We start from the raw sequence: 24,819 nt of genomic DNA on the forward strand, positions 1-24,819 counted from the left end.
ATTACGTTCCTCCCAGCTCTTTGAAAATATCAAACAATAAATTTTTAATCACAAATTTGCGATATCGATCCGATCCTTCTCCATCATTTAAAATTGGAGCCGGTATATAATCAAGAGCAGTTTGAATTCGAGCTTCTAATGGCGTTTCTTCATGATTTAGCACTTCTTCTATTTCTTCTGAGCGAAAAGGAAATGAACATACCCCGCTGAAAGCTACTCGAATGTTTTTTTCTGTTTTTAACGCCGCTATTGTAACTAACGGATAGCCTGTATCCCACTGCTGACGTTCTTTTATACTCACGTATGGCAGGGCAGCATACTTCGTTTCAACAAACATCTGAACAAGAAGTTCTCCCTTTTTCAGCTGCAAACGCCGGTGAAAAAGATCGTGAATCGAATAAACATTTGTTCCAGTGAGACCTGCCACTGCGAGTTGACTATCCGTTAAAAGCAGCGGCAACACGGCTTCTCGATAAAAGATATGCCCACAAATATTTCCTCCCAGCGTTATTTTATTTCGAGCCGTGTGATCAGCCACTTCGCTAGCAGACTTACTTAATAAAGGAAATAAGTTTTTCTCTTCCAGTTCAGTCAACGTTACACCTGCACCAAAAATCATCCAGTCTTCATCAACTTCTGCTTTTTGAAACTCTGGTATATTTTTTATATCAATAACAGCATGGGTAACAAACAAACCCAATCTGCCCAATGTCAGAATTTCAGTGCCTCCAGCATAATAACGCGGCTGTTTCCCTTGATTCTCTAACTCTTGAAACAAGGCAATCGCTTCTGAAACGCTTGCAGGTTTATAATATTCAAAGTCAAACGAAATCATTTGCATTCCCTTCTTTCATTCTCCAAATCAATTCTGGGATAAGAGGAAGTTGATTTAATTCTGTTTCTGCTGCCACCGTTAAGCTGTTTCCTAAAGAAGCTGGCATACCAAGCAGCCCGTGTTCTCCGACTCCCCGAGCGCCGTACGCTGCATCTATTTGAGGTGTATGAACAAAGTCTACTACGTACTCCGGATGCTCTCCGTAGCGAAGGGGACGATATTTCCGAAGCTGAGGGTTTAAAATACGTCCGTTTGAATCAAACCAAAATGTTTCTCTACCCGCAAACGATAGTCCCATACTCATCGCACCCATGACTTGACCTCTTGCCATTTTCTCATTTAACACGGTTCCTATATCAATAACAGAAATAGCTTTTACAATACGATATCGATGCGTTCTAGGATTATATTCCACTTCAACTCCTTCAGCTGCTACGGTCCATTCAGGCCCCGGACGCCCGGCTCCTGTTTCTTTATCTAAGTAGGTCATTCCTCTTAAAATATAGTTACCCCTCCCTATGATTTGCCCTCCAATTGCATTTCCGTTCGGGTATTTGTAGCCATACACAATTTCTTTAAAGTCCAAAGAGGTTTGAGGCTCATCCCGTAAAAAAACTTTTTCATGTTTTATTTCGATATCTTCTTCAGAAGCTCGGAATATATGAGAAGCTATCTTTTTTAATTGGTTAATCACATCTTCAGCGGCTTTTAAAACCGCTCTTCCTGCCATAAAAGTTCCTCGGCTAGCCACCGTTTTCCAATGTTCAGGAGTCGTTTGAGTATCTACTTCCATTCGCACATGAATACGTTCCATGCGCATCTGCAGTTTTTCAGCCAAGATTTGCGCGAGCACAGTTTTTGTTCCCGTGCCTAATTCAATAACGCCAGACATTAAATTTACGCTTCCATCCGGATTGAATGTTAGAATAACACCTGAACCCGCGTCTGTTTCAATAGTCGAGGTTTTCCAGACGCAGCTAATCCCTTTGGCGGTAATAAGGCCGTTTTCATGAACTGTTCTCTGTCCTTCCTCCCATTTGATTAGCTGCTTTAAGCGCCGAATACACTCTGGTAAGTTACCAACGTTGCTAGAAGTCAAACGGACTTGTGTAGGCGTAGTATCACCTGGTAAAATAGCGTTTTTTTCTCTAAATTCCAAAGGATCTATACCTGCTTTTTTAGCAAGGATGTCCATCGTACGCTCAAATGCAAATAATAGTTCAGAGTGGCTGAATCCTCGAAAAGGGGAAGCGTAAGGGTGATTTGTATATACACATAATGAATCACAGAAGATATGTTCAAGACGATAAGGCCCCGTACAGTCAGCTGCTGCAGCCTTACTTAAATCCGTTCCTTTATCTGCATAAGCACCGCTGTCAAACAAATATAGAATGTCAGCAGCCTGCAAGAGTCCCTCTTTAGAACAACCTAGCTTAATTTTAGCGTCTAGACCGATGTGAACAGGCGAAGTGAGCATATCTTCTTCTCTTGTGTTCAATATTTTAACCAGCCTTCCACCAACAGCTTTTGAAGCTAGATAAGCAAGCAGCTCCAGCTGGACAGCAGCTTTTCCTCCATACCCTCCTCCTACTAGCGGTGTTTCAACGATCACTTTTCCCGCTTCAATTTCAAAGTACTCACTGATTAATTTTTTCACCATAAAAGGAGCTTGAGAAGAAGTGATAATTTTAACTACTCCATTCGGAAGAATTTCAGCAGCGGCGCTTCTTGTTTCCATCGCCGCGTGATCTGAAGGAGACAAAGAAAACGTTTCTTCCACTACTAGCTCACTTTTACTCCAGCCTTCTTCCATATTGCCTTTTCGTATTTTAACTCTGTTAGCTACGTTGGTACCGGGCTCTGGATAAACCGTTTCATCATGCTTGTAGGTGTGCATATTTTCATGTACTAAAGGAGAATTTGGCTCAATAGCGGCGCTAGGAGAATGAACGACAGATAACGGCTCATATTGAATATGAACAGAGCTCGCCGCACGCTCGGCGAGTGCAGGGTTTTCTGCTACTACAAGGACTACGGCTTCTCCGTGATACCGCACTTTTTCAAACGCAAGCGGTCGCCGGTCACGAACTCCTTCTCCTGTTAACGGCAGATGCTCTCCCGTCACAACCGCGTGAACACCGGGAATAGCAATCGCTGCTTGAATGTCTATCGCTTGAATTCTTGCATGAGCGTAAGGACTGACTACTATTTTGGCGTGAAGGGAACCTTTAAAACTGTAATCATTTGTGTACCGAGCTGTTCCCGTCACTTTTTCTAACGCATCTTTTCGAATCACGTTTTTCCCAATAATCTCCACTCTTTTCACCTCCGTCAATCAAACCCGTCTACATTTCTCTTTATATATCTTTTTAATACGTTCATACGCTTGTTTTGTATCAACATCCATAAAAAGGGAAGCGTCGGTACATTCATAAAATATTCCATTTTCAGTTCCGTTTTGTCTTATGATTTTTCTTGCTCCTTGGTCTCCTTGCAGCTTATCCAAACTTGGAAACATTTGTTTTGAAAATAAAACCGGCGCTCCGGCGATTCCTTGATAAAAAGAAGAAATAAAGGGAACGGAGGAATGGTTCTCAAACAGAGAAACAAATGTATTAATCAGCACGATACTTATAAGAGGCTGATCTGCTAGGAGTACAATAACAGCATCAGCACTTAGTTCTTTTGCTTTTTGTAATCCGTACTTTAAAGACGCTGACTGACCTTTTAAGGCGCTACTACAAGAAATATGACTCCACTTCTGCTGATATGCTTCTGAAAAAAGAATAGGTTCAATCCACTCAAGATTATCGCCTTTCTTTGTCACTACTATTGTATGATTCACTTTTGAACAAACGGCGGCTTGTAAAGCTTTACTACCTAAACATTCATTCCCTAAAGGCAGAAGCAGCTTATTGCTGCCCATCCTTTTACTAGATCCTGCGGCAAGATAAACAGCTACAACATTTAAAACGGGCATTTTCACCCCTTTTTCCCATCACACATTCGAAGGGTTCCAATTAACTCAGCTACAATACTAACCGCAATTTCCTGCGGCCCTACCGCTCCTATGGAAAGTCCCACGGGCGAATGAATATGGGAGGGAATATCGGTATTCAATAATCGAAGCGTTCGCTTTTTGGGTCCTAAAACTCCTATATACTTCACAGTTTTTGATTTTAATAGCGACAGAATTTCTTGATCACGATAAAAATTATGGGTCATAATCACAACAAAATCATCGCGCTGAACGGACAAGTGTTTGTCTACTTCCTCTGGAAATCCAATATGTATTTCCTCTGCTAGCGGAAAATGTTCCTTATTACATAAAGCCGGTCTCCAGTCGCATAAGGTAACAAAAAAACCTGTACTAACAGCAAGTGCTACTAAATATTTTGCATCGGCACCTGCTCCCCAGATAACTAGACGAGGCTTTGGTTTATATAGATGAGCATATGTGAGCAGGGAGCAATTTGAAAGTTGAATACCGCTCTTTCTCCCATTCCAATCATCTGTTGCAAAAGATGATGCGTCGCTATTTGCACCAAATGTTTCGCCCGTCTTTTCTACATAAAAAGAGGTTGTTTGAGTAAAGTTTTTTTCTAATTTTTTAATATGTAAAACAGGATTTCGGTTATCTAAATGACGTTTTACTCGCAAAAGATTTTTCTTCATCCTCGCAGTTACAGGTTCTAGGAGAATATACAGGATTCCATTGCAGCCTGCTCCTTGTCCCCATCCTGCATCACCTTCTTCTTTCAAATTGTACGTAACGGTTAATACGTGCTCAGTGTCGAACAACTCTTTTACGCGCTCAGCAATATCTGCTTCTACACAACCAGCGCTTAACATCCCAATGTTCTCCCCATTTTCTTGAAACAGCATGGACGTTCCTTCTTTTAAATATGAGGATCCTTCTACATGAACAATCGTTGCCAACACACTTTTTACTGTTGATGTGTTTACAGCATGTAAAATATCGTGCATTTTTATTATTCCCTCCTTTTCCTGTCGAGGTTTTAAAATCTTTTCACGTTTTACACAGAACTACAATACGCTACAGTAGACCACTTCTACTCTCTGAATGAATCCATGTATTATTCATATTTTCAAAGAAGCTACAATAAGCTTTTAAAGACTTAGAAGAACTGTCGTTTGAAAGGAGAATAATATGCTATTCGACTCAACAAAAATCAACCTAGGAAAATTGAACGTTCGCAGTGCTGATCAAGCAAGCAGTATTTCTATTGGAAATACGTCAAAAGTTACAAGATATGTCACAGCAAAGAAAAATCAGGCCTTCGGACAGCAGCACGCTGATCAATGTTTTACAGCAGGATCTGCTCAAAAAACTGTAGATAATGATTATGTAGATGCATTTGCAACAAAAAATGATAAATAAGGAGGAAACCATATGATTTTTTCGCCCATGGTCATTAACTTACAAGCCTTCAAAGTGAACGTTTTGGATAATTCATCCGTTTTAAGCATAGGACCTAATCAGCAGCTTGATGTGTTCGTATCTTATAAACGTAATCAAGGTCTGGGAGAATCAAACGGAGATTTTTCTCCGAACGTAACTCCGTTCTCATGGATTATAGACTCAGATGTAAATGATTCAAACTCAGTTAAAAATAGCGTAATTTAATTTTTTTCATTTCCTCTACCTCTACTGCGCACAACTAGCAGCATATCTTCATCTATTCGTCTATTAGCATTCAACCGGAAGCCTAATAAATATAACCTGCATCTGAACTGGCTATATTTATTAGGCTTTTTCTATGAAATGGGCACTTTTTGAAAAGATGATGGGCTGTCAATTTGATCTCGATCATCGACACAGCTTCTCGTTCCTATAAAGCCGCTATCATCACCAAAATTTTGCCCAAATCCCTGTGTTTTTTTATCTGAATTATTCCAGTCTGCTAGTAAATTCTGTCCGATATTTACTGCAGACGCATTTTCAAAGGAATTTATCTTTAGCATTAAAATATTAATATTTATAGATGCACCTGCCATTTAAACCACCCCCCTTTCAAACTATATTCAAATTCCATCTTTTTATGATGTGTGGTAAGGAGGAAACCATATGGACTTTGATAAACTTATGCAGTGGATGGAATTTGCTAAAAAATATCAAACAAATGACTTTTGGAACGGTGTTTTTGATCAAACTGCTTTTAACGAATTTATGAAAGAAAATATGGATATGAATGCTCCTGATTCATATCAGGCACCTCAGGCTTCTAAAAGTAATTTTCCACCTGTTGACATTTACGTTACCCCACATGAAATCATTATTATCGCTGACTTGCCCGGCTATCTAAAAGAAAATTTGCAGGTGTCTGTTTCAGGCAGCCGGCTTTTGTTAAAAGGCTCACCGCACCCTCTCATCACAGGACAGCCGGTTGTACAAGAACGACCTTCTGGAGACTTTAACCGAATTATTGAATTGCCAGAACCTACGGATGCGCATCATCTGCGTGCGAAATTTGAAAATGGACTGCTTATTCTTTCTTATCACAGGCAGTTTTTCCAAGAAGAACGTATTCACATTGAATAAGGCTTAGTAGTTTTATGAATGAAATTCAATAGTTCACATAAGCATTTATAAACGCAAAGAATTTAACGTGAATTTCCAAACTGGACCAATATATATTTATCTAACTGTTATTACATCGGAAATAAGCCCAAGATGAGGAGAAGCGAAATGTCTATGAAAGGATTTTTCAACCCCAAACAGACTAACCAACAGCTTCATACTGAGCTAGAGGACTTCAAACATCAAATCAAGCGCATTAACACGCTTGAAGTTCACATGAACCGTTTTTTAAAACTCGAACCGCAAATTGGTTCTCTCATAATGCTCAAAAAAAAGCTGGAGGCTCAGCCCTCGCACTCCAATGATTCTTCACCTTCACAAAGAAGCACTCATAAAAATGCTGAACAAGCATATGCAAAAGATAAGAAAGAGATTGCTAACCAGCTTCAATTTTTAAAGGAAAAAGTAGCGCAATTGGAACAAGTGATCTCCACGCAACCCCCTCGCGATAAAAAGATAGAAACTGTACCTTATCCGGATTTAACTAGCTTGATAGAACAATCTGTAGAGAAAAAAATGGCTCCTTATCTCGAAAGAATGACCGAACTAGATGAAAGAGTTTCAGCATTAGAGCGCAGCATGTCGCTTTTAACTGAAGTACAGGTGGACATGTTAAAACGAACGTCTGCCCTTCAAGAAGAAGTAAAAGCGATTCACCAAAGAGCCGCACTCTTAGAAAATGCTCCCCCGCCTATTCATATTGATAAATTTTTTCTTGATAAATACGAACAAAACAATAATATTGGCCAAGTTGGCATTAAAGAACTCGGCGGTACTTTAAACATCGGAGCTACATACGGAAGCGGAGCTATACCAAAGGATTTCACGGACCAAATCCAAAAAGACATGGAAGAGTTAAAAAACGCTAAATCAGATATTTCTTCTGGAGAAACGAAGCCTGCACAACCTGCACAAGAGGAAAAAGAAAATTCTTCTTCCGCTTTCGAAAAAGAAGAAACATATACGGAAGTTCCTATTTTTGATGAAGATGATCCAAAGGAAGAGTCAATCTAAAAAAGTCATAAAATTATATCTAGTTATGACTAGAATTTTTGCAAGCTATTCTTTACACTATAGGTAATAACTTCAAAAAAGGAGATATGCTGATGCCAAAGCTTTTATGGAGAATAGGTGCTGTCATGTTGCTAATGTGTGGAGGCTTTATCTTTTTATTTATTGCTGCTTCGCAAATGATGGTTCAGCAATACAAACCTTTTTTTAGACGCGAGAGTGCATAACTCTCGCGTTTTTTTATTGAATATTATCCTGTTTATGGTAATATATACCAAAAAGATATAGGTGAGGAAAATAAATGAAGGAAAATCAAACAACATATGCAATTTTAGGACTGCTTACCACGGAATGCAGAACTGGTTATGAAATTAAGCAGTTAATGGATCGAAGTTTAAATCATTTTTGGAAAATCAGTTATGGCCAAATTTACCCCACTTTACAAAAGCTTTTGAATGATGAACTAGCAACGGTCAATTCCGTTGCTCAAACTGATAAACCAGATAAAAAAGAGTATGTAATAACAACTAAAGGAAAAGAAGTTCTGCAAGATTGGCTGCGTGAACCTATTAAACAGCTCCCTTCAGAAAGAAATGAAATTTTGCTAAAACTCTTTTTTAGTAGTCAGCAAGAAAAGCAGCTCACAATTTCCCAGTTAAAAAACGCTCAGCAGAAACTAACTGAACGTTATCACATGTATTGCGGAATTGAAGACAGCATTTCTAACAGCCCTTCTCCCGACAGAACGTATTGGCTTATTACCCTAGACTACGGTAAACGAACAACGTGTGCTTCGATAGAATGGTGCAAAGATACGATTAATAAATTATATGATGAGGAGGCGCATAATTTATGATTCATTCCAATCGTATGATGGCTAAGCCCGGTAAGGATTTGGTCGTCTTTGTTATAGGAATGCGTATTAATAAATGGACAGCCGTACACAAATGGTTCCCTGTATTTAAAGCAATGCCTCCTATGATTCGCGAATTGTATGCAAACAAAAACCTTGGATTTTTATCTTTGCAAGGAACTTTTAATTTAAGAACCATCACGCTGATTCAATATTGGGAGTCAGTTGATCAATTGACCTCCTATGCCAAAGGTCCTCAGCACTTAAAAGCTTGGAATTCTTTTTATAAAAAGGCTTCAAAAACGAATGCAGTGGGCATTTATCATGAAACGTATGTCATTTCTGCAGGAAATTATGAATCAGTATATGTGAATATGCCTTCGTTCGGTTTAGCTAAAGCGCTTGGATCTGAAACCATAACGAAGCATACTCAAACTGCCAAAAAACGTTTGAATGTTAAAAAGCCGCTTTAACTAAAAGCGGCTTTCGTTATATTTGTTATACATATATCTTCAGCATTTGATTGGCACCTTTTTGAAATTCATACGGGACGTCTGCTATTTCTGTTCCTTTTACTAGAGGCGCAATCTCTTCTAACAGCTGCCGCAAATAGGTAGAAATCTTGCCGCTTAAATTCGTTAAAGGAAACAAACGTACTTCCTCTTTTGTAACGCGTATCAGTTCTTTTAAAGCTTCTAAATGAAACGTATAATCTAACCGGTCACTGTACATAAATAAAAAGTTTGCACAAAGAGTTAAATCAAACTCGTTCTTTTGAAACGGCAAATTAGGAAGTGCTCCGTACTGATAGGCTTCGGGGTTCTTTTTCATATGAGCAATACAATCTTTTAATGCTCTTTTTCGATGTTCAGTTAAATCATCAATAGACGAAAAATACTTCCACACATACTGTTCCTGTACGTGCTGCATTTGATTCATCGTATGAATTAAATCCAGGCTTCCTTTCTTTTCAAGCTCTTCTGCCGTAAATTTATAGGCAATATCACAGCTAGTAGCCTCCGTACCTTGCTGCAAGGCATGAGCAGTAAAAGAACAGGCCCCGCTAGCACAATCTAACACTTTTTTTCCTTTTAAATACTTTTCATTCAAATTAAACATAGCTCTATACTCTTCAAACGTTCTGCCGATAAAAACAACTCGGTCAATTCCTAACTTTTTCTCTGCTAAACTCAACTCTACTCAGCTCCTATCTTTTACTTAGACTTTCATTTTACAGAAAATTGGATTAAATTCCAATAGTTTATGTATTAATTAGTTTAACCACTATCCTTTGAAGGCCTAAAAACAGGCCCCAACACATAACTCCTATCGATAAACTCATAAACAAATGAAGAGAGTTTTTTAAGCAAATATAGACGACAGCAAGTAGTAAAATAGTGCCTGGCAGTCCATAAAGAACGCCTAGTGTAAACTGACTGACCACTTCCTTTTTTTCTCCTTGCACTGATAACCATATAATACTTAGTAAGCTCACAATTGGAAGGGCAGCCACAATTCCACCGTATGTCGGAACTCTTTTGGCCATTTCTGTTACCCCTGCAATAATAAGAGCCGACATTAAAATTTTGATGATACTATACATGTTTTGCACGCTCACTCAATAACTGAAAAGCCTGTTGAATCAGCTGTTTTTCAGATGCTGTCATTTCGCGTAAAATAGCTGATACTTTTTCTTCATCCAAGCTTGAATTCCGTTTTAATAGGTCTTTTCCTGCTTCTGTTAAATGCAGAATTACTTTTCTTTCATCATGTATATCTCTATTTTTATATACATACCCTTTATCAATATTTCTCTTTACGTGTTCAGATGCCGTATTATGTGAAACGTGTAAATAATCCGCAATTTCTTTTATTCCAACCGAAGATGATTTATCTATATGCTGTAAAAGACGTATTGTTTGGTGTGTAATTTTCTCTTGATGCGTATAGTGCAAATGATAATAAATAGACGTCCAATAGCTGTTTAACTCCCCTACTTTCATGATCTTGCTCCTTTATATCGTATTTTTAGTTATTATCGTATTATACGATATATATTACAGGAACGACAGCCAGGTTTCAATACTGCCTTCTTTTTATCTGACATCTCACATAATAATATGATTTAACAGTTACACTAATCGTACACACTGTGAAAGGCGGTTGTATGACATTGATTCTTCGACTGTTAAAATGGGTTCCGAATCTCTTTACGATTGGAAATTTGCTAAGCGGCGTATTTTCCATAGCTTTTAATATGAATAGCTACGAACGCTTAGCTGCTCTTTTTATTTTTCTAGCCGCTTTTTTCGATTTATTTGACGGCAAAATTGCGAGAAAGCTGAAAGTTAACAGTGAGTTTGGTGTAGAGCTAGATTCTTTGGCTGATATTATAAGCTTTGGCGTAGCGCCTGCAATGCTATTTCATACTCTTTCTCCCCACTCTTGGCTAACCGTACTCGCTTTTATGATTTATCCAAGCATGGGCGCATTAAGATTAGCTAAATTTAGTGCAAATCCAACCATAGGTTATTTTATAGGGCTTCCTATTCCTTTTCCAGCTCTAATTATCGCACTGCTTGGTATGTTTTATTACGTAAACCCTTACCTTATGATTATTTTAGCTATTTTGATGGTTAGCCCTATTCGAGTGATGAAAATTTAGATGCAATAAAAGACAGACAAAATGCCTGTCTTTTATAGTGCTGTCCATTCTTCGCACAGCATTTTATGCTTGAATTTCAGCTCATGTTCTCTTTTTTCAAGCTGAGCTTGTAAAGAAAGCCACTCGCTATTATCAGGTGCTGAGCATAATTTTTCTTCAAGGGACAGTAAGGAATCCAGTACGTCTTCAAGCTGAGCAGCCACTTCTCTTTGCTGTTTTATGTTCATTTTTTTCAACAGTAGTTTTTCATTTTTCTTCATTTTTTTCACCTCTTTCTTTTCTTTACCCAATGTTGAATGTTTTAGTATAGAAAGTATATGGTTAAAAATATTTTTACTGTAATAAAGATCCTTTAATAGCTTATCTTATTTTTAATGATTATTTAGAACATAGTTTAATAAGATTATTATATCTGATACAATTAGTAATACTTTTACGAACCGTGATATACTTAAAAAAAGAAAGGATGATGAATAGAAAATTATGCTGCAAAAATTTGGTTTTTCTCAGTATGAAAGTCAAGTATATGAAGCGCTGCTTGCGAATGATGGCCCGTTGGATGCTAGTTCCATTGTTACGTATTCGCATGTTCCAAAAGCAAAAATTTATGAAGTGCTTAATCGTTTAATTGATAAAGGTATTGTAGTAAATACATTGTCCGGGAAAAAGAAACTTTACTCAGCGGTAGCCCTTCAAACCGTCATTCAAAAACTTACTGCTGATTTTGAAAATGACATTAATGAATTAAAAACATATAAAATTAAAAAAACGTTTACAGATGATCATGTTTGGAGTTTAAAAGATAAATCCTCTATTTCTGCTCACATTGAACAGTTGATTCATGAAGCGGAATCTTCTATTATTTTATCCGCGTGGAATGATGAGTTAGCACATTACCGCTCATTGCTAGAAGAAAAAGAGAAACAAGGCGTAAACGTCGAGGTCTTAACCATAGGAAACTTGCAGACTACCCTCAAACATTTACATACATTAAATCCAATAGATGATCATAAAAACCTTGAGCCGTCGCAGTTGATTATTGTTGACGACGCTTACCTTTTATTTGCCGGCATTGAACATGAGACATGGAAAGCAATAAAAACCATGTCGCAGCCGCTTGTAAAAGTTTTTGCTGATTTCTTTTATCATGACGTCGCACTTACCCATATTACAAAGAAATATCAAGAGCAGCTTCTTCAAGATCCTGAGATCATGGAGCTGCTTACTCGACTGCGATATTAAAAAGGTTACTAATTCATTAGTAACCTTTTTAATATTACCTATTGAAATCTCTTTTAAAAAAGGTTACTATTCTAGTTGTAACTTTTCAAAGAGGGGGTTTTTTGATGAATAAAAAAGTTTACATACTTGCGATTGCTTCCTTTGTTGTTGGAACGGTCGAATTAATTCTAGGAGGCATCTTAGACTTAATTGCCGATGCATTTCATGTATCATTAGCAAAAGCAGGTTATTTAATCTCTATTTATTCGTTTGTTTATGCCTTGTCTGCGCCGATTTTACTAAATGTGACGGCTAAGATAGAGCGTAAAAAAGTTTATATGTGGACATTATTTATTTTCTTATTGAGCAATGTATTTTCAGCCTACAGTTCGGGCTATTATATGCTACTAATTGGACGTATTCTTGCTGCTGCGAGCGGTTCTTTTATCATTGTATTATCTACCACAATGGCTTCTAGAATGGTAAAACCTGAATACCAAGGCAGAGCAATTGGCATCGTATTTATGGGAATCAGCGGCTCACTTGTTTTAGGTATTCCTCTTGGTATTTTGATTGGAAATGCGCTTGGCTGGCGTCAAGTATTTGTTATGATTGCAATTTTGACTGCCATTATTATGATTACCGTTTGGTTTACAATGGAGCGTCTAGCTCCTGCTCCAATTGTACCGTTAAAAACTCAGGTAAAAGCTTTACGGAATAAAAAAATGCTCGCTATTCACCTAGCAACATTGTTTGTACTTGCGGGTCATTTAACTCTTTATGCGTACTTCACACCATTTTTACAAGAAACGCTAGGATTAAATACAACGATGGTGACCATTATTTATGGTATTTTCGGTCTTGCTGCCGTGGCAGGAGGAGGACTTGGAGGAGCTGTTTCTGATAGATGGAACCCTTCTTCTTCTGTTATCACCATGATTGCTCTCTTTTTTGTTAGCATGATTGCTATGCCTTTTGGCGTTCATTTACCATTTGTTGTGTTCTTGCTTCTTATGATCATTTGGAGTGCGCTCAGCTGGGCGGTCTCACCAGCTCAAAGCAATTTAATTATTCATAGTGCACGCGAAACGTCGGACATTTTAATCAGCACTAATGCAGCGATTTCACACGTAGGAATTGCGATCGGCTCCTATGTTGGAGGAATTGTCGTTAATCAATACTCTGTTATTTATAACGGCTGGGTCGGGTCTATTTTTGTTTTGCTTGGTCTTTTCTGCTCTCTTTATGCGGTAACACGAACAGAAAGCACAGCAGATACGCTTCACAGTAAATAAAATTTTATAAAAAAGCGTACACACATGGTGTACGCTTTTTTTGATTATGATTGGTCTCCATGCATTTCAGCTGCAAATTGAGATTCGGACATAACGATAAAACCATGCTTTCTTAGCAACGCAGTCGTTACCCCTTCACCGGCTATTTTAACATTTGAAAATGCTCCGTTATATATATGTTCACTTCCACATGAAGGGCTGTTTTCTTTTAGTACAATAACAGTAGCTTTTATTTCTTTTGCGATGCTCAGTGCCTTATAGGCCCCGTCTATGTATATGTCTGTGACGTCTTTTCCCGATCGTTCAATAACTCGCGCATTTCCGTTTATTACGTCTATTCCCGTTCCTTTTATAATTTCTGCCGGTTCTCTAGGTGTGTGAAATCCACCTAACAGTTCCGGACACATCATCACTGCTTCTTTATTTTCAACGAGCGCTTCAATTTCCTTAACTAAGGCACTGCTTCCATTATATTTGCACCCTTGACCTGCTAAGCAGGAACTAACCAAAATCATAGAATTCTCCCTCCCATAAAAAAACACTTCTCATTCATCATACAAAGAATATATGATGAATGGAAGTGTTTACCTTTTATATTTTATTCAAGATCACGCTTTGACTCCTGCTCTTTGTCTCGATCCGTTTTCGCTTCAAATTCAGAGCGAGTCATTACGTCCTCTACATGCATATTTACTTCTACTACCTCTAATCCCGTCATCTCGTGAACTGATTTTTTTACGTTATTAACAGTTTCAGAGAAAATGGCTGGAACATTTTTTCCGTATTCGACAATTACTTTTAAATCAAGGGCAACTTGCTTTTCTCCTACTTCAGCGTTAATCCCTTTTGTGATATCTTCAGTGCTGCGGAGGCGATCTGTTAACCCGCTCATAAATCCGCCGCTCATTGATAAAATCCCTTTTATTTCATTAGCTGCAATTCCAGCAATTTTTTTAATAACTTGATCTTCAAATGTTAATGTATTTTGATGTGTATTTTCCTGAGATTTTACTGCTGTATTTGTTTCATTAACTGCCATAACTAACATCTCCCTTAAAGTGATTTCCTATCTTCCTTTAGTAAAGAATCCTACCCAAGCATTTATGTCTAAATGACCGTCTCGCCACTTCCCAATTACATAACCAATTCCCATAAAAGCTACAATTAGCAGCGTGGGACCAAAACCAATTGTTAATAACAAAATTGCCAACACTAAACCTGCCAGAATACCAAGTACTCGGCCACGGTACGGAATCAATTTATCTGGAGTACCCATTATGTCCCTCCTTCATCACACAACACGCTCTTTCTTTCGTGTTTGTGTATCTGTTAAGTCAATACGGACGGAGTGAACGGGAAGCTCGAGTAAGGCCTCCACGGCGCGTTTTGTTTCAAGCTGCATTTCTTTTCCTAGCGTTGGTAATCCATCTCGTCCAAACAACGAACAGTTGATATACAGACTAACTTTTTCTTTGCGAGAATGAATAGATGCCTGGACTTCAGGAGAGCGTATTCCCTGAAAGCTTCTAATTGCTCGTAAAGCTGTAGATTCGATCGTTGCTTTAGAAATTGTTATTTTGCCTTCACCGGTTACAATTGCTAAATTCTTTTTAGGCGGTCTGCTAAATATGCCTGTTAAAAGAAAAATAATAAAAATAACTGTTAAAAATGCGCTTATTGATAAAATTGTGTAGTAAAACCACTCCTGATGCTGCCACTTTTCTAACCAGTTTGAAAGGTGAGGAACCCTATAAACCATCAGTGCTAACATACCGGAACAAATCAGTCCTGCAATTCCAATAATTGCGATTAAAAACCGATTAAAATTATTCAATTTTCCACCTCATCTCAACGTGAACTCCTACTGCTTTTTTGTTGTGGGTAAAGGGAAGGCAACGAGATATTCAATAGTTACCCGCAATATTTTTTGATAAACTTTCTAACTGTAAAACTGAATATAAAAAAACGACTAGGTTTCCCTAGTCATTTTCCGCGTCTCTATACGTTGTCTTGTGAGCTTTGATGAACTTATTACCGTTTATTAAACCGCCAATTAATAAAATAGCGGCCGTTAAATAAAACCAGACCATTAAAATAATAATACTTCCAAGCTGACCATAGATTTGCGAGTAGCTTCCAAACTGGACATAGTATCCAAATCCGGTAGATACAACTTGCCATCCTAGCGTGGAGAAAACAGCTCCTGGAAGTACATCTTTCCACGTTACTCTTGCGCTTGGCATCAGTTTGTAAAAAAGAATAAAAAAGCCTAATAAAAATAATGTCCCAATTCCCCATCTAATTGTCGTCCAGCTTTGAAACCATATGTCAGGAACATGGACTTTTGTTAGTACCAAATGTCGAATGACCTCTTCAATAATTGGTACAAATAATGAAATGGCTACCACAACCATAAAACCAAAAGTTAAAATTAAATCATTGATTAAACCGCGCAAAAACGTTTGTTTTCTTTGAATATGATACGCATCATTTAACGAGCGAACCAAAGATTGTATAGCCATAGATGCGAGCCAAAAAGTCGCCAATAAACTAAAAGATAAAACTTTTTTCCCGCTATTGTTAACTGTTTCAATTGACTTTTCAATTACGTCGTAGGCGCTTTTAGGCGTAAATGGTTCAATAAATATCAGCAAATTGTTTGTATCAATTGGAAAGAAACTCAGCAGAGAAAAAAGAAAGATAATAAACGGTACAAAAGATAACAAAAAATAGTAGGCTGTTTGAGCAGCCTGATCAAAGAAACGCTCCGTAAAAAAACGAGCGGCAACGGTCTTAGATGTTTGAATCATAACAGCGTTCTCCTTTACTTTCGCTTCACTCTACAGTGAAATTCATATTCAATTTTTATGTTCAACATGTATTGGATAAGTTTCGGCTTATAAAGCTTTCCTTTTCCATTATCCGCGGTTAACAAAGAATTTAACCTGTAAAATTATACAGTCGGTTCATAAAGAAGATATTATTATAATTACATCTGCCATTACCACCATATCAATAGATCTTCTTTTTCTTTCATAAAACCGTAAATTCTCTGGGACTGCTTTCCCTTCTTTCTTATATCTTAAACTTTTTTACGCTATGTTAAAAAAGTAAAACATAAGAGCGCCGATCAGCATCAGCATAATCATTAAAACAAAAATAACCAAAGCGTGAGAAGATTGATACGTTTGGCTGTTAATTTTTTTGCGGGTTGAAAAATAATGATAGGTTGAGAAGAGAAGCAAACCTCCACTTGCAGCTAAAGAAAAGATAATAACAGCAATAATAAGGGTATCGGCTGCTTCACTTAATTTTTTTCCAGAATTGAAATGTAGGCCGCCTGCAACAAAGCCAATGCCGAGTGTGGCAATAGACGTTCGAATCCACGCTAAATACGTTCGTTCATTTGCTAAATGCTGCTGAATATAAATGGATTCATTTTCTTTTTTAGTCATTTACATACCACCGTCCTTTTATATGTCTTCTATTATAAATAAATGCTCAAACGAAAATAAATTGAGGACGCTTCACGCCACATTATACCGGAAAAGAACGAATCATTACCATCTTCAAGCGGTCAAAAGAGCTTCTTCATAAATCAAAAAAGCCAGCGGGATAACCCCAGCTGGCTTTTTTGATTTATGAAACATTTTCCTTATCTTGATCATGCTGATATTCCTCGTCTCAATAATCAGCGTTTTGAATTCCTAATTTCCTTGGAGAAAAGATAGGGTCTATCCCTAGTTTTCTCTGCTGGCGATAATCTTTTAAAGTTATTAAAGCAGGCTTAGCTAAAATCAAAATTGCAATTAAATTGAGCCAAACCATTATTCCAACTCCGATGTCTGCTAATGCCCATGCAGCTTCAGCCGTTCGGATAGATCCGTATAAAGTAGTGGCTAAAAGAGCTGCCTTTAGGAACATGGATACTATTTTATTTTGTTTGCCTTTCATTACGTAAGCTAAGTTCGTTTCCGCAATATAATACTGCGACATAATCGTAGTAAAGGCGAAAAACACGAGAGAAACAGCTACAAACCCTGATCCGAATCCAGGAAGCACCGTCTCAACTGCTTGCTGCGTATATTGAGGCCCGGCTTCAACTCCTTTTAAATGATCCACAATGAACGAACCATCTGGCGCTTGGGTGCTCATATCTTTCAAATATCGAACTTGTACAAATCTAGTGAGAATAGTAAATAAAAGCCCCACTCCTATACATAGATAAAGCATCGGCGTACTCCAAATCATTTCACTTATTGTACTAATCATTTGTTCCAATATGAATTCCCCCTTAAAACACTTTGCACATTATGAATAATGAGAACATAGTTTTAATATAGAGTTAAAAAACAGAAAATTCACTCTTTTCACCAGGTTGTTTTACACATTATTTGATAAATAGACAACATTTGCGGATATAACGTATATTTTGGACAGATTATCTGACGCATTTTTCAGTGATGCGTAAGTTCTTTACATAATCCCCACTGTCACAGCATAAGGTAATAAGTGAAACAAGGGTCACTTTATGTTCTAAGCCGAGCGTACACACAGCACATCTTTCTGTTTTCATTTCACGTTAATAGTTCACTAAGTGAATCATTTTATTTTTAAATATTTCTGGTATATGGTATAATTTAAACTGATAAAAAGATGCTGCATATATGCTAAAAGAGCAGGCCTTATGGTTTCGCTCTTTTGTTGTTTTCACGCCATGCGGCACAACGAAAGAAGGAAATAGAATGGAATTATGGAAACGAAACTTGTACATTTGCTGGTTCGGTTCTTTTTGCACCACAGCCGGGATGAGTTTAGTTATTCCGTTTTTACCGCTTTATATTGAAAAGCTGGGAGTTCACGATACAAGCTCCATCAGCAGATGGGCTGGTATTGCATTTGGATCTACCTTTTTAATGGCGGCTATCGTTTCTCCTTTATGGGGGAGTTTGGCCGATAAATATGGGCGAAAGCTTATGCTCCTTCGCGCAAGCTTGGGTATGGCAATTGTTATGACTTCTATTGGTTTTGTGCAAAATGTCTATCAGCTTGTCGGACTGCGCTTTTTAATGGGGGCCGTTTCCGGCTTCATCTCTGCAGCCATTACGTTAGTAGCGACTCAAACACCTAAAGAGCACAGCGGTAAAGCATTAGGTACGTTGTCTACAGGGGCTGTATCAGGATCTTTATTAGGACCGCTAGTAGGCGGATACTTAGGAGATACAATCGGGCTACGCCACGTCTTTTTCGTGACGGGTGCATTTATGTTTTTGTCTTTTTTAATTGTAAATTTAATTCAAGAAGACAAAAAAGAGACGGCGAAAACGACGAAAGAATCTAATATTGGGTTACTGTCTCTTAAAAATTCAAAGGCCGTGATTGGTGTATTTGTTACAACTTTTTTGCTGCAGCTTGCGGTTATGGCTATTCAGCCAATCGTTACACTGTATGTAAAACAACTGTCTACTCATACCGATCACCTTGCCCTTATTTCAGGCTTTGTCGTGGCAGCAACAGGAATTTCAAATATTTTAGCTGCATCAAAACTTGGCAAAGTCAGCGATCGCGTGGGTCCTCAAAATGTGCTTCAAATATGCTTGCTTATCGTAGCGATTATTTGCGGCTTGCAGGCCTTTGTGCATAGTACTTGGCAGCTATTCTTACTTCGTTTTTTACTCGGTTTCGCAATGGGAGGATTATTACCTTCTATTAATTCTTATTTGAAGAAAATTGTGCCGGACTCTATTACAGGTAAAATGTTTGGCTATAATCAAACAGCGCAATACTTTGGGAATTTAGCCGGTCCAGTCATTGGCGGACAAATTGCCGGAGCTAAAGGAATTCCTTACGTATTCTTAACAACCAGTGTTCTTCTACTATTGAATGCTGGGTGGGTGTATTATCAGCGCCATCACGGACAACAGCTAGACGGTAAAGCCGCATAAAAAAATCTTCCGTTTTAACGGAAGGTTTTTTTATTACCACAAGGGTTCTTCTTCGCTGCTTACTTCATAAGAAAGTGGCATCATAATAACCGCTGCTATGAAGAAAATAAGCTCCGCGACAACAATGGATGGAAAGGAAAAGTCAAATAGTGAGAGAATAAGCCAAATAATAAGGGGTGCAAATGAGTAGATTGATAATCGCTTTTGGGATTTTGCAGAGATATACTGTTGTTTGTCACAGTGTGGGCATTCTAAAACGTTTCTAAATGTTAACAGTTGTTTAAAGGTTGTCCTCCAGTTCCATTTATGATTACAATTTTGACAGGTGGCCATGGGCATCACGCTCCTAAAAAGATTTATGTACATATAAAGTATACGTACAAGTTGGTATAAAGTTTCATTTTTATAATTAAAAACGTTTTTACTATTATAACATAAAACAAAATAAAAGGCTTTTCACAAGAAAAAGCCTTTTATTTCAACGTTTATTTAGATACAGCTTCATTCGTTTGAGAAGTTGTTTTTACTTTTATAACCATAATAAGAAAAGCTAGCAACCCAAGAATCGCCGCTACGAGAAAAGGAGCTTGAGGCGCTACGGCATTGCCGATAACTCCTGATAATAAAGGAGCAAACGCTGCACCTAACCATCTTAAGAAATTATATCCTCCAGATGTAAGTCCTCGTTCATAAGGAGATACTTCCATTACATGACTCGTAAATAATGCATTATTAAGTCCTGATACAAGACCCGCTGCCATGATTAAAACAATGCGCAACCATGTTGCATCAAAAGCAAATAAACAAATTAAAATAAGTGAAAAAACAATTAAGCTAACATGTAACACTTGTTTTGGCTGATATCTTTTTTCTAACTGATGCGCTAAAACCGCTGAGCCATAAGCTAAACATAATCCCCATCCAAAGAAAACAAAGCCAATTTGAAGAGCTCCGATCGATAGAATAAGCGGCGTATAAGCTAACACTGTAAAAAATCCGTAGTAATAAAGCATGCCTGATACAGCGCCTTGAGTAAATGGTTTTAATTTATAAAGTTTAACCATGTCTTTAAAACCCGCTGCTTTACGAGGCTTAGTGCTTGTAGGCTGTTTAACAATCGTTAATACTAAAATAAAGGCGATAAAAATTAAAGCACTTGTACCGAAAAACGGCAATCTCCAAGAAGCATTTCCTAACACGCCTCCTACAAGCGGTCCTCCGGCCATTCCCAAACCAATCGCAGCTTCATATAATCCTACTGCTTTTTTTACTTCACCTGATAATGCAATAAGCAGCGTCATAGCTGTTGCAAAGAAAAACGAATTACCAAGTCCCCATCCTGCTCGGAAAATGGAAAGCTGAGGAATATTGTTAGAAAACCCGCATAAGGCTGCAAAAATCGTCACAATGATAAGTCCTGTTACCATCAAACGCTTGTCTCCTACACGTGATGCTAAGATGCCTGCTGGAATCATCATAATAGCCATCATTAATAAATAGGAAGTAAATAACATTTCTACTTGCCAATGAGAAGCTCCAATTTGCTTAGCAATCTCCGGTAAAATCGGATCTACTACCCCGATTCCCATAAATGCTAAAAAAGTAGCTACTACCGTAATAATTTGACCTAATCGGTTATTTGAATGCTGTCCTTCCACTCTTTCATCTCTCCTTTTGTTTTTGTTTTTTCATGTATTTTCATAGCAGATTCTCGCATTTCTTCTAATTCTGTTTTAAATGCCTGCATTTTAACCACTTTAAATTCAATCATCTTGATTTGATTTTCCAGTAAATTTTCTATTTTAGTTATCTCTTTCGCTGATAATCCTTGCTGCTCACTTCTTTCTTCAATCATTCTTTTAAGCGACATAAACTGCTGCAGCTCCTGTAAAGAAAAACCGAGAACTTCTTTTGCTTCTGCTACTTTTCTTAGTTCTTTTACCTCTTCTTCGGAATAAATCCGTGCATTTCCTTTTGTCCGCTGTGGGGGCAAAATGAGTCCAATCTCTTCATAATACCGAAGAGCCCGCTTGGTCAAACCGGTCATTTTCGTCACGTCATCGATTAGATACATGCTTTCCCCTTCACCTCCCTTTAACATTAACGTTAACGTCAATTCTATATTACTATTATAGATTAACGTTAACGTTAATGTCAATAATATAAAGACATTTTATGTAAATTTAAAAAATATGTGCACAAAAAAACCTATTGATAAATCAATAGGTTACATCAATATGTCATATAGCTGCTGTGCTGTTTCTCCTGTTACTTTGCCGTATACTCCTCTTCTTTTAGAAGTAAGTTCCGCACTCTCGGCGGTGAATCGTACATTGTATACGACGCCTTCATAAGTAAGCTGTACATCTGGATCAAGAGCGACGCTGTAATCAGCTTTTTTCCATTGAATTTGTTTCATAATTGATTCTACAGTTAAAGCATCTTCTGAACTTAACGTTTTTTCTCCTGCTTTTATAGGCTTGCCCTCCCTTTTTTTATTAAATTTTAGTTCAGAATGAGCAGATGAAAATTCAAGTTGGTTTTTATCATGCGCTATGAAATCTTGGGGTAGTTCTACATAGCGGACAACTTCTCCTTCGTGTACAAACACAAGCATTTGATTAGCAGCAGATATTTTTTTCATCACCTCTTCACTAACCGGTGCGTTTACAAGTTTTTCTACGTCGGCTTTCTTGCTTTTGTTTGTTAATAAATATCCTTTTTCCCATTTAAAATCACTTAACTTCGATACATCCACTGAGCTCACACCTTTTTTTTCAAATGATTGCTGAATATTCTCCCCCATTTCTTTGTCGTTGGTGACTTGGGCATTAGAACTGCACCCTACTAAACAACAGAAAATAATGCCTATTGCTATAAGAGCCTTCACTTTTGCCTTCCTCCTCTCTACCATTCTTTTAGACAATTCCAACTTTGTACCATTTTAACATATAATTCCTATTTTTCGTGAAAACAAATAAAGAATGCGCTTACATAATTTCACGCATATAAATTTGATTTATTTATAAGTTTTTTCTGAATATTTTAAGAAAATTTTAATATTTTATTTAGTTCGTTTTTAACTCTTATCTTTAGACTAAAAAATAAGTTAAAAATAAATAACGCAGGAGGAAAACAATGACTTGTCTATCTGAAGTTTTAAAGTTTAATGAAAAATTTGTAACAAATAATCAATTTGAGGCTTTTCAAACATCCAAATTCCCTAACAAAAAAATAGTGATCTTAACTTGTATGGATACACGTTTGTTAGAATTACTTCCTAAAGCCATGGGGCTAAAAAATGGAGATGCAAAAATAGTGAAAAATGCCGGAGCTGTTATCTCCCATCCCTTTGGCAGCGTCATGAGAAGTATATTAGTTGCCGTCTACGCTTTGCAAGCTGATGAAGTATGTGTCATCGGTCATCATGAATGTGGAATGACGGGCATGAAAGCTGAAGCTATTTTAGCCTCTGCTGAACAAAGAGGGATTAGCATGGAACAGATTCGTAATCTAAAATATGCCGGTATTGATTTAGAATCATGGCTGACTGGGTTTGAGTGTGTAGAAGATAGTGTCGAAAACAGTGTGGATATGATTCGAAATCACCCTTTATTACCAAAAGACGTGCTTGTTTCTGGAATGGTTATTCATCCTTCAACAGGAAAGCTTGACGTTGTTGTAAACGGCTATTCCCAAGACCGAACTGAAACCGTAAGCTCATGAAGGAGGATTTTATCGAATGCTAAAAGATAACCGATTTCAAGGCTATTCAGCACGGCATTTACAAAAAGACATTATCGCCGGTTTGGTTGTTGGGGTCGTTGCTATTCCTTTAGCAATGGCCTTTGCCATCGCTTCTGGTGTAAGACCTGAATACGGGATTTATACAACCATTATCGCAGGGATTATGGTTTCAATATTAGGCGGATCGAAATTTCAAATTGCAGGTCCAACAGGAGCATTTGTTCCGGTGCTGCTTGGAGTTGTCATGCAATATGGTTATGAGAACCTCATTATTGCCGGCTTTATGGCTGGAATTATGATTACGCTTCTCGGAATATTTAAGCTAGGGAAATTTATAAAGTTTATTCCGCGCCCTGTGACGATTGGATTTACAGCAGGAATTGCGATTATTATTTTCTCAGGTCAGATCGCTAATTTTTTAGGATTAAAAGGAATTGCAAAACATGAGGAATTTCATTTAAATATGATTGAAATCCTACGAAAAATTGCAACGATTAACATTTACAGCGTCATCATAGCCGCTATTTGTTTAGCTATCGTGATTACAACGCCAAAGTTTTTACCTAAAATTCCCGGTGCCCTTCTAGGTCTTCTTGTCTCCACGCTTGTAGCCATTACACTGTTCCCAGGAAAAGTTGCAACGATTGGCTCTACTTACGGTGCCATTCCGAGTAAACTACCATCTTTTAGCTTCCCAGATTTAACATGGGATAACATCGTGATGCTATTTCCAGCTGCCTGCGTAATTGCGATGCTTGGAGGTATTGAATCTTTACTATCGGCTGTTGTTGCTGATAATATGGCCAAAACCAAGCATAATAGCAATAAAGAGCTTGTGGGCCAAGGAATTGCTAATATCGCTACCTCGCTATTTGGAGGAATTCCAGCAACTGGTGCCATTGCCAGAACAGCTACCAATATCAAAAACGGAGCAGCTTCTCCATTATCAGGAGTCATACACGGCTTAGTTGTTTTATTGGTCCTTGTGATGCTTGCTCCTTATGCATCAAACATTCCGCTGGCAAGTATGGCACCTATTTTAATGTTTGTGGCTTGGAATATGAGTGAGCGTAAAGAATTTGCGCATATTTTAAAAACCAAGTCGGCTGATTCATTTGTACTTGTAGCTACGTTTTTATTAACAGTTTCAATCGATTTAACAACAGGTGTAGGCGTGGGTCTACTTTTAGCTATTGTCATGTTCGTGAAACGAATGAGCGGATCACTGAAGATTTCCAAGGTTTTAGCGGAAACATCTGAAAACGCTCACAAATCTGAATTGATGGAATATACCATGCAAGGATCTCTTTTCTTTGGATCGGCTGAAGTATTAGAAGATTCCTTTGATAACATCGCTGAAGCGAAACCAAAAGTTTTATTGCTTCGAATGAGCCAAGTATCCTTTATTGATACATCTGGAGAAGCTTTACTATCGAAGGTGGTCGAACGTTTGAAAGATTCGCATAGCCAAGTCGTTATTTCCGGCTTACAGCACCAGCCAAAAGAAATGTTAAAGTCAACCGGTCTATATGATAAAATCGGTGAAAAAAATATATTTTCTTCCGAACCTCCCGTGAGTAAGATTAAAGCTCGTCATAGAATCGTTACTACGTAATAAAAAAGAGATCGGAACGATTAATCGTTC

General features: G+C 37.7%; 32 protein-coding genes and 1 pseudogene. 13 read left to right on the plus strand and 20 right to left on the minus strand.

Translation table 11 applies throughout. The features are described from left to right. Position 1: 1 nt before the first annotated feature. Genes JNUCC25_RS12995 through JNUCC25_RS13010 form a run of 4 tightly spaced genes read right to left on the minus strand, consistent with a single transcriptional unit; the run spans position 2 to position 4,822 of the window. Complete coding sequence (locus JNUCC25_RS12995; RefSeq protein WP_029322051.1) at positions 2 to 835, minus strand: FAD binding domain-containing protein; 834 nt, start codon at positions 833 to 835, stop codon at positions 2 to 4. Then, positions 822 to 3,152 (minus strand): xanthine dehydrogenase family protein molybdopterin-binding subunit, encoded by a 2,331-nt coding sequence (locus JNUCC25_RS13000; RefSeq protein ID WP_064471730.1) that lies wholly within the window; start codon positions 3,150 to 3,152, stop codon positions 822 to 824. The genes JNUCC25_RS12995 and JNUCC25_RS13000 overlap by 14 nt, the downstream gene beginning before the upstream one ends. An 18-nt stretch (positions 3,153 to 3,170) precedes the next feature. Then, positions 3,171 to 3,815 carry a nucleotidyltransferase family protein gene (locus tag JNUCC25_RS13005; protein ID WP_029322055.1) on the minus strand — a complete coding sequence of 215 codons (645 nt, stop codon included), beginning with the start codon at positions 3,813 to 3,815 and terminating at the stop codon, positions 3,171 to 3,173. Positions 3,816 to 3,817: 2 nt separating this feature from the next. Next, positions 3,818 to 4,822, minus strand: a complete 1,005-nt coding sequence (locus JNUCC25_RS13010) for an XdhC family protein (RefSeq protein WP_029322057.1) — start codon at positions 4,820 to 4,822, stop codon at positions 3,818 to 3,820. 184 nt (positions 4,823 to 5,006) lie between these two features. Here JNUCC25_RS13010 and JNUCC25_RS13015 point away from each other — a divergent pair, with 184 nt between their 5' ends. Both JNUCC25_RS13015 and JNUCC25_RS13020 read left to right on the plus strand, forming a co-directional pair. Next, on the plus strand, positions 5,007 to 5,237 hold the full coding sequence (locus JNUCC25_RS13015; RefSeq protein WP_013057269.1) for a hypothetical protein: 231 nt from the start codon (positions 5,007 to 5,009) through the stop codon (positions 5,235 to 5,237). A gap of 12 nt (positions 5,238 to 5,249) precedes the next feature. Beyond that, positions 5,250 to 5,483, plus strand: coding sequence for a hypothetical protein (locus JNUCC25_RS13020; RefSeq protein ID WP_013057270.1), 234 nt, complete (start codon positions 5,250 to 5,252; stop codon positions 5,481 to 5,483). 131 nt (positions 5,484 to 5,614) lie between these two features. Here the strand turns inward: JNUCC25_RS13020 and JNUCC25_RS13025 are convergent, their stop codons facing one another. Next, the gene (locus JNUCC25_RS13025) at positions 5,615 to 5,854 is read right to left on the minus strand and encodes a hypothetical protein (RefSeq protein WP_013057271.1); all 240 of its coding nucleotides are present in this window, start codon (positions 5,852 to 5,854) and stop codon (positions 5,615 to 5,617) included. 70 nt (positions 5,855 to 5,924) lie between these two features. Here JNUCC25_RS13025 and JNUCC25_RS13030 point away from each other — a divergent pair, with 70 nt between their 5' ends. From JNUCC25_RS13030 to JNUCC25_RS13050, 5 genes are all read left to right on the plus strand, one after another. Continuing rightward, on the plus strand, positions 5,925 to 6,398 hold the full coding sequence (locus tag JNUCC25_RS13030; protein ID WP_013057272.1) for an Hsp20/alpha crystallin family protein: 474 nt from the start codon (positions 5,925 to 5,927) through the stop codon (positions 6,396 to 6,398). A gap of 147 nt (positions 6,399 to 6,545) precedes the next feature. Continuing rightward, positions 6,546 to 7,451: a hypothetical protein gene (locus tag JNUCC25_RS13035; protein WP_454221952.1), complete on the plus strand. Its 906-nt coding sequence runs from the start codon at positions 6,546 to 6,548 to the stop codon at positions 7,449 to 7,451. Between the two features lie 92 nt (positions 7,452 to 7,543). Further along, positions 7,544 to 7,675 (plus strand): hypothetical protein, encoded by a 132-nt coding sequence (locus tag JNUCC25_RS13040; RefSeq protein ID WP_013057274.1) that lies wholly within the window; start codon positions 7,544 to 7,546, stop codon positions 7,673 to 7,675. Positions 7,676 to 7,749: 74 nt separating this feature from the next. Beyond that, positions 7,750 to 8,304 carry a PadR family transcriptional regulator gene (locus JNUCC25_RS13045; protein ID WP_013057275.1) on the plus strand — a complete coding sequence of 185 codons (555 nt, stop codon included), beginning with the start codon at positions 7,750 to 7,752 and terminating at the stop codon, positions 8,302 to 8,304. Then, positions 8,301 to 8,774, plus strand: a complete 474-nt coding sequence (locus JNUCC25_RS13050) for a DUF4188 domain-containing protein (RefSeq protein ID WP_013057276.1) — start codon at positions 8,301 to 8,303, stop codon at positions 8,772 to 8,774. The genes JNUCC25_RS13045 and JNUCC25_RS13050 overlap by 4 nt, the downstream gene beginning before the upstream one ends. 25 nt (positions 8,775 to 8,799) lie before the next feature. On the opposite strand, the gene JNUCC25_RS13055 is transcribed toward JNUCC25_RS13050, so the two are convergent. The 3 genes from JNUCC25_RS13055 to JNUCC25_RS13065 all read right to left on the minus strand — a co-directional run bounded on the left by JNUCC25_RS13055 (position 8,800) and on the right by JNUCC25_RS13065 (position 10,304). Beyond that, the gene (locus JNUCC25_RS13055) at positions 8,800 to 9,495 is read right to left on the minus strand and encodes a class I SAM-dependent methyltransferase (protein WP_013057277.1); all 696 of its coding nucleotides are present in this window, start codon (positions 9,493 to 9,495) and stop codon (positions 8,800 to 8,802) included. A gap of 67 nt (positions 9,496 to 9,562) precedes the next feature. Then, positions 9,563 to 9,904, minus strand: a complete 342-nt coding sequence (locus JNUCC25_RS13060; RefSeq protein ID WP_064471732.1) for a DUF3147 family protein — start codon at positions 9,902 to 9,904, stop codon at positions 9,563 to 9,565. Then, positions 9,897 to 10,304, minus strand: coding sequence for a MarR family winged helix-turn-helix transcriptional regulator (locus tag JNUCC25_RS13065; RefSeq protein WP_078081879.1), 408 nt, complete (start codon positions 10,302 to 10,304; stop codon positions 9,897 to 9,899). Before JNUCC25_RS13065 ends, JNUCC25_RS13060 begins: the two co-directional genes overlap by 8 nt. Positions 10,305 to 10,474: 170 nt before the next feature. On the opposite strand from JNUCC25_RS13065, the gene pssA reads away from it, so the two are divergent. Continuing rightward, positions 10,475 to 10,966, plus strand: coding sequence for a CDP-diacylglycerol--serine O-phosphatidyltransferase (gene pssA / locus JNUCC25_RS13070; protein WP_170959531.1), 492 nt, complete (start codon positions 10,475 to 10,477; stop codon positions 10,964 to 10,966). Positions 10,967 to 10,998: 32 nt separating this feature from the next. On the opposite strand, the gene JNUCC25_RS13075 is transcribed toward pssA, so the two are convergent. After that, a complete protein-coding gene (locus JNUCC25_RS13075) occupies positions 10,999 to 11,226 on the minus strand; it encodes a hypothetical protein (RefSeq protein WP_016764339.1) in 228 nt (75 codons plus the stop codon). A 223-nt stretch (positions 11,227 to 11,449) separates the two neighbouring features. On the opposite strand from JNUCC25_RS13075, the gene JNUCC25_RS13080 reads away from it, so the two are divergent. Together JNUCC25_RS13080 and JNUCC25_RS13085 are read left to right on the plus strand one after the other, a co-directional pair. Beyond that, complete coding sequence (locus tag JNUCC25_RS13080) at positions 11,450 to 12,208, plus strand: TrmB family transcriptional regulator (protein WP_029322064.1); 759 nt, start codon at positions 11,450 to 11,452, stop codon at positions 12,206 to 12,208. Positions 12,209 to 12,312: 104 nt separating this feature from the next. Then, a complete protein-coding gene (locus JNUCC25_RS13085; RefSeq protein ID WP_013057282.1) occupies positions 12,313 to 13,482 on the plus strand; it encodes an MFS transporter in 1,170 nt (389 codons plus the stop codon). Positions 13,483 to 13,526: 44 nt separating this feature from the next. On the opposite strand, the gene JNUCC25_RS13090 is transcribed toward JNUCC25_RS13085, so the two are convergent. The 7 genes and pseudogenes from JNUCC25_RS13090 to JNUCC25_RS13120 form a co-directional block, all read right to left on the minus strand. Continuing rightward, on the minus strand, positions 13,527 to 13,997 hold the full coding sequence (locus JNUCC25_RS13090) for a DUF523 domain-containing protein (protein WP_029322068.1): 471 nt from the start codon (positions 13,995 to 13,997) through the stop codon (positions 13,527 to 13,529). Between the two features lie 83 nt (positions 13,998 to 14,080). Next, the gene (locus JNUCC25_RS13095) at positions 14,081 to 14,521 is read right to left on the minus strand and encodes an Asp23/Gls24 family envelope stress response protein (RefSeq protein ID WP_029322070.1); all 441 of its coding nucleotides are present in this window, start codon (positions 14,519 to 14,521) and stop codon (positions 14,081 to 14,083) included. Between the two features lie 27 nt (positions 14,522 to 14,548). Continuing rightward, positions 14,549 to 14,758, minus strand: coding sequence for a DUF2273 domain-containing protein (locus JNUCC25_RS13100; protein ID WP_029322072.1), 210 nt, complete (start codon positions 14,756 to 14,758; stop codon positions 14,549 to 14,551). 15 nt (positions 14,759 to 14,773) lie between these two features. Further along, the gene (gene amaP, locus JNUCC25_RS13105; protein WP_013057286.1) at positions 14,774 to 15,316 is read right to left on the minus strand and encodes an alkaline shock response membrane anchor protein AmaP; all 543 of its coding nucleotides are present in this window, start codon (positions 15,314 to 15,316) and stop codon (positions 14,774 to 14,776) included. A 145-nt stretch (positions 15,317 to 15,461) separates the two neighbouring features. Beyond that, on the minus strand, positions 15,462 to 16,292 hold the full coding sequence (locus JNUCC25_RS13110; RefSeq protein ID WP_078081880.1) for a YihY/virulence factor BrkB family protein: 831 nt from the start codon (positions 16,290 to 16,292) through the stop codon (positions 15,462 to 15,464). 282 nt (positions 16,293 to 16,574) lie between these two features. Then, positions 16,575 to 16,937 (minus strand): YidH family protein, encoded by a 363-nt coding sequence (locus tag JNUCC25_RS13115; RefSeq protein ID WP_029322076.1) that lies wholly within the window; start codon positions 16,935 to 16,937, stop codon positions 16,575 to 16,577. 229 nt (positions 16,938 to 17,166) lie between these two features. After that, positions 17,167 to 17,634, minus strand: a pseudogene (locus tag JNUCC25_RS13120) (alanine:cation symporter family protein); the annotation flags it as partial. Between the two features lie 593 nt (positions 17,635 to 18,227). Here JNUCC25_RS13120 and JNUCC25_RS13125 point away from each other — a divergent pair. Beyond that, the gene (locus JNUCC25_RS13125; RefSeq protein WP_029322080.1) at positions 18,228 to 19,427 is read left to right on the plus strand and encodes a multidrug efflux MFS transporter; all 1,200 of its coding nucleotides are present in this window, start codon (positions 18,228 to 18,230) and stop codon (positions 19,425 to 19,427) included. 33 nt (positions 19,428 to 19,460) lie between these two features. Here the strand turns inward: JNUCC25_RS13125 and JNUCC25_RS13130 are convergent, their stop codons facing one another. From JNUCC25_RS13130 to JNUCC25_RS13145, 4 genes are all read right to left on the minus strand, one after another. Then, on the minus strand, positions 19,461 to 19,760 hold the full coding sequence (locus JNUCC25_RS13130; protein WP_028413131.1) for a TIGR04104 family putative zinc finger protein: 300 nt from the start codon (positions 19,758 to 19,760) through the stop codon (positions 19,461 to 19,463). 152 nt (positions 19,761 to 19,912) lie between these two features. Then, positions 19,913 to 21,085: an MFS transporter gene (locus JNUCC25_RS13135; protein ID WP_064471733.1), complete on the minus strand. Its 1,173-nt coding sequence runs from the start codon at positions 21,083 to 21,085 to the stop codon at positions 19,913 to 19,915. Beyond that, positions 21,055 to 21,501, minus strand: a complete 447-nt coding sequence (locus JNUCC25_RS13140) for a MerR family transcriptional regulator (RefSeq protein WP_013057292.1) — start codon at positions 21,499 to 21,501, stop codon at positions 21,055 to 21,057. The genes JNUCC25_RS13135 and JNUCC25_RS13140 overlap by 31 nt, the downstream gene beginning before the upstream one ends. A 153-nt stretch (positions 21,502 to 21,654) precedes the next feature. Further along, positions 21,655 to 22,317 (minus strand): hypothetical protein, encoded by a 663-nt coding sequence (locus JNUCC25_RS13145; RefSeq protein WP_029322101.1) that lies wholly within the window; start codon positions 22,315 to 22,317, stop codon positions 21,655 to 21,657. 248 nt (positions 22,318 to 22,565) lie between these two features. On the opposite strand from JNUCC25_RS13145, the gene JNUCC25_RS13150 reads away from it, so the two are divergent. Together JNUCC25_RS13150 and JNUCC25_RS13155 are read left to right on the plus strand one after the other, a co-directional pair. After that, a complete protein-coding gene (locus JNUCC25_RS13150) occupies positions 22,566 to 23,153 on the plus strand; it encodes a beta-class carbonic anhydrase (protein WP_029322103.1) in 588 nt (195 codons plus the stop codon). A 16-nt stretch (positions 23,154 to 23,169) separates the two neighbouring features. After that, positions 23,170 to 24,789 (plus strand): SulP family inorganic anion transporter, encoded by a 1,620-nt coding sequence (locus JNUCC25_RS13155; RefSeq protein WP_029322105.1) that lies wholly within the window; start codon positions 23,170 to 23,172, stop codon positions 24,787 to 24,789. Positions 24,790 to 24,819 lie beyond the last annotated feature (30 nt).

It is taken from the genome of Priestia sp. JNUCC 25 (assembly GCF_053667915.1).

Bases quoted from the DNA above. Each gene is read 5' to 3' on its own strand.
- JNUCC25_RS13065 (WP_078081879.1), bottom strand. From the start codon at position 10,304: ATGAAAGTAGGGGAGTTAAACAGCTATTGGACGTCTATTTATTATCAT.
- JNUCC25_RS13035 (WP_454221952.1), top strand. From the start codon at position 6,546: ATGTCTATGAAAGGATTTTTCAACCCCAAACAGACTAACCAACAGCTT.
- JNUCC25_RS13095 (WP_029322070.1), bottom strand. From the start codon at position 14,521: ATGGCAGTTAATGAAACAAATACAGCAGTAAAATCTCAGGAAAATACA.
- JNUCC25_RS13115 (WP_029322076.1), bottom strand. From the start codon at position 16,937: ATGACTAAAAAAGAAAATGAATCCATTTATATTCAGCAGCATTTAGCA.
- JNUCC25_RS13080 (WP_029322064.1), top strand. From the start codon at position 11,450: ATGCTGCAAAAATTTGGTTTTTCTCAGTATGAAAGTCAAGTATATGAA.
- JNUCC25_RS13155 (WP_029322105.1), top strand. From the start codon at position 23,170: ATGCTAAAAGATAACCGATTTCAAGGCTATTCAGCACGGCATTTACAA.
- JNUCC25_RS12995 (WP_029322051.1), bottom strand. From the start codon at position 835: ATGATTTCGTTTGACTTTGAATATTATAAACCTGCAAGCGTTTCAGAA.
- JNUCC25_RS13075 (WP_016764339.1), bottom strand. From the start codon at position 11,226: ATGAAGAAAAATGAAAAACTACTGTTGAAAAAAATGAACATAAAACAG.
- JNUCC25_RS13140 (WP_013057292.1), bottom strand. From the start codon at position 21,501: ATGTATCTAATCGATGACGTGACGAAAATGACCGGTTTGACCAAGCGG.
- JNUCC25_RS13090 (WP_029322068.1), bottom strand. From the start codon at position 13,997: ATGATTTTGGTTAGTTCCTGCTTAGCAGGTCAAGGGTGCAAATATAAT.
- JNUCC25_RS13030 (WP_013057272.1), top strand. From the start codon at position 5,925: ATGGACTTTGATAAACTTATGCAGTGGATGGAATTTGCTAAAAAATAT.
- JNUCC25_RS13060 (WP_064471732.1), bottom strand. From the start codon at position 9,904: ATGTATAGTATCATCAAAATTTTAATGTCGGCTCTTATTATTGCAGGG.
- JNUCC25_RS13085 (WP_013057282.1), top strand. From the start codon at position 12,313: ATGAATAAAAAAGTTTACATACTTGCGATTGCTTCCTTTGTTGTTGGA.
- JNUCC25_RS13025 (WP_013057271.1), bottom strand. From the start codon at position 5,854: ATGGCAGGTGCATCTATAAATATTAATATTTTAATGCTAAAGATAAAT.
- JNUCC25_RS13050 (WP_013057276.1), top strand. From the start codon at position 8,301: ATGATTCATTCCAATCGTATGATGGCTAAGCCCGGTAAGGATTTGGTC.
- JNUCC25_RS13040 (WP_013057274.1), top strand. From the start codon at position 7,544: ATGCCAAAGCTTTTATGGAGAATAGGTGCTGTCATGTTGCTAATGTGT.
- JNUCC25_RS13005 (WP_029322055.1), bottom strand. From the start codon at position 3,815: ATGCCCGTTTTAAATGTTGTAGCTGTTTATCTTGCCGCAGGATCTAGT.
- JNUCC25_RS13015 (WP_013057269.1), top strand. From the start codon at position 5,007: ATGCTATTCGACTCAACAAAAATCAACCTAGGAAAATTGAACGTTCGC.
- JNUCC25_RS13110 (WP_078081880.1), bottom strand. From the start codon at position 16,292: ATGATTCAAACATCTAAGACCGTTGCCGCTCGTTTTTTTACGGAGCGT.
- JNUCC25_RS13045 (WP_013057275.1), top strand. From the start codon at position 7,750: ATGAAGGAAAATCAAACAACATATGCAATTTTAGGACTGCTTACCACG.
- JNUCC25_RS13125 (WP_029322080.1), top strand. From the start codon at position 18,228: ATGGAATTATGGAAACGAAACTTGTACATTTGCTGGTTCGGTTCTTTT.
- JNUCC25_RS13100 (WP_029322072.1), bottom strand. From the start codon at position 14,758: ATGGGTACTCCAGATAAATTGATTCCGTACCGTGGCCGAGTACTTGGT.
- JNUCC25_RS13130 (WP_028413131.1), bottom strand. From the start codon at position 19,760: ATGGCCACCTGTCAAAATTGTAATCATAAATGGAACTGGAGGACAACC.
- JNUCC25_RS13020 (WP_013057270.1), top strand. From the start codon at position 5,250: ATGATTTTTTCGCCCATGGTCATTAACTTACAAGCCTTCAAAGTGAAC.
- JNUCC25_RS13010 (WP_029322057.1), bottom strand. From the start codon at position 4,822: ATGCACGATATTTTACATGCTGTAAACACATCAACAGTAAAAAGTGTG.
- JNUCC25_RS13150 (WP_029322103.1), top strand. From the start codon at position 22,566: ATGACTTGTCTATCTGAAGTTTTAAAGTTTAATGAAAAATTTGTAACA.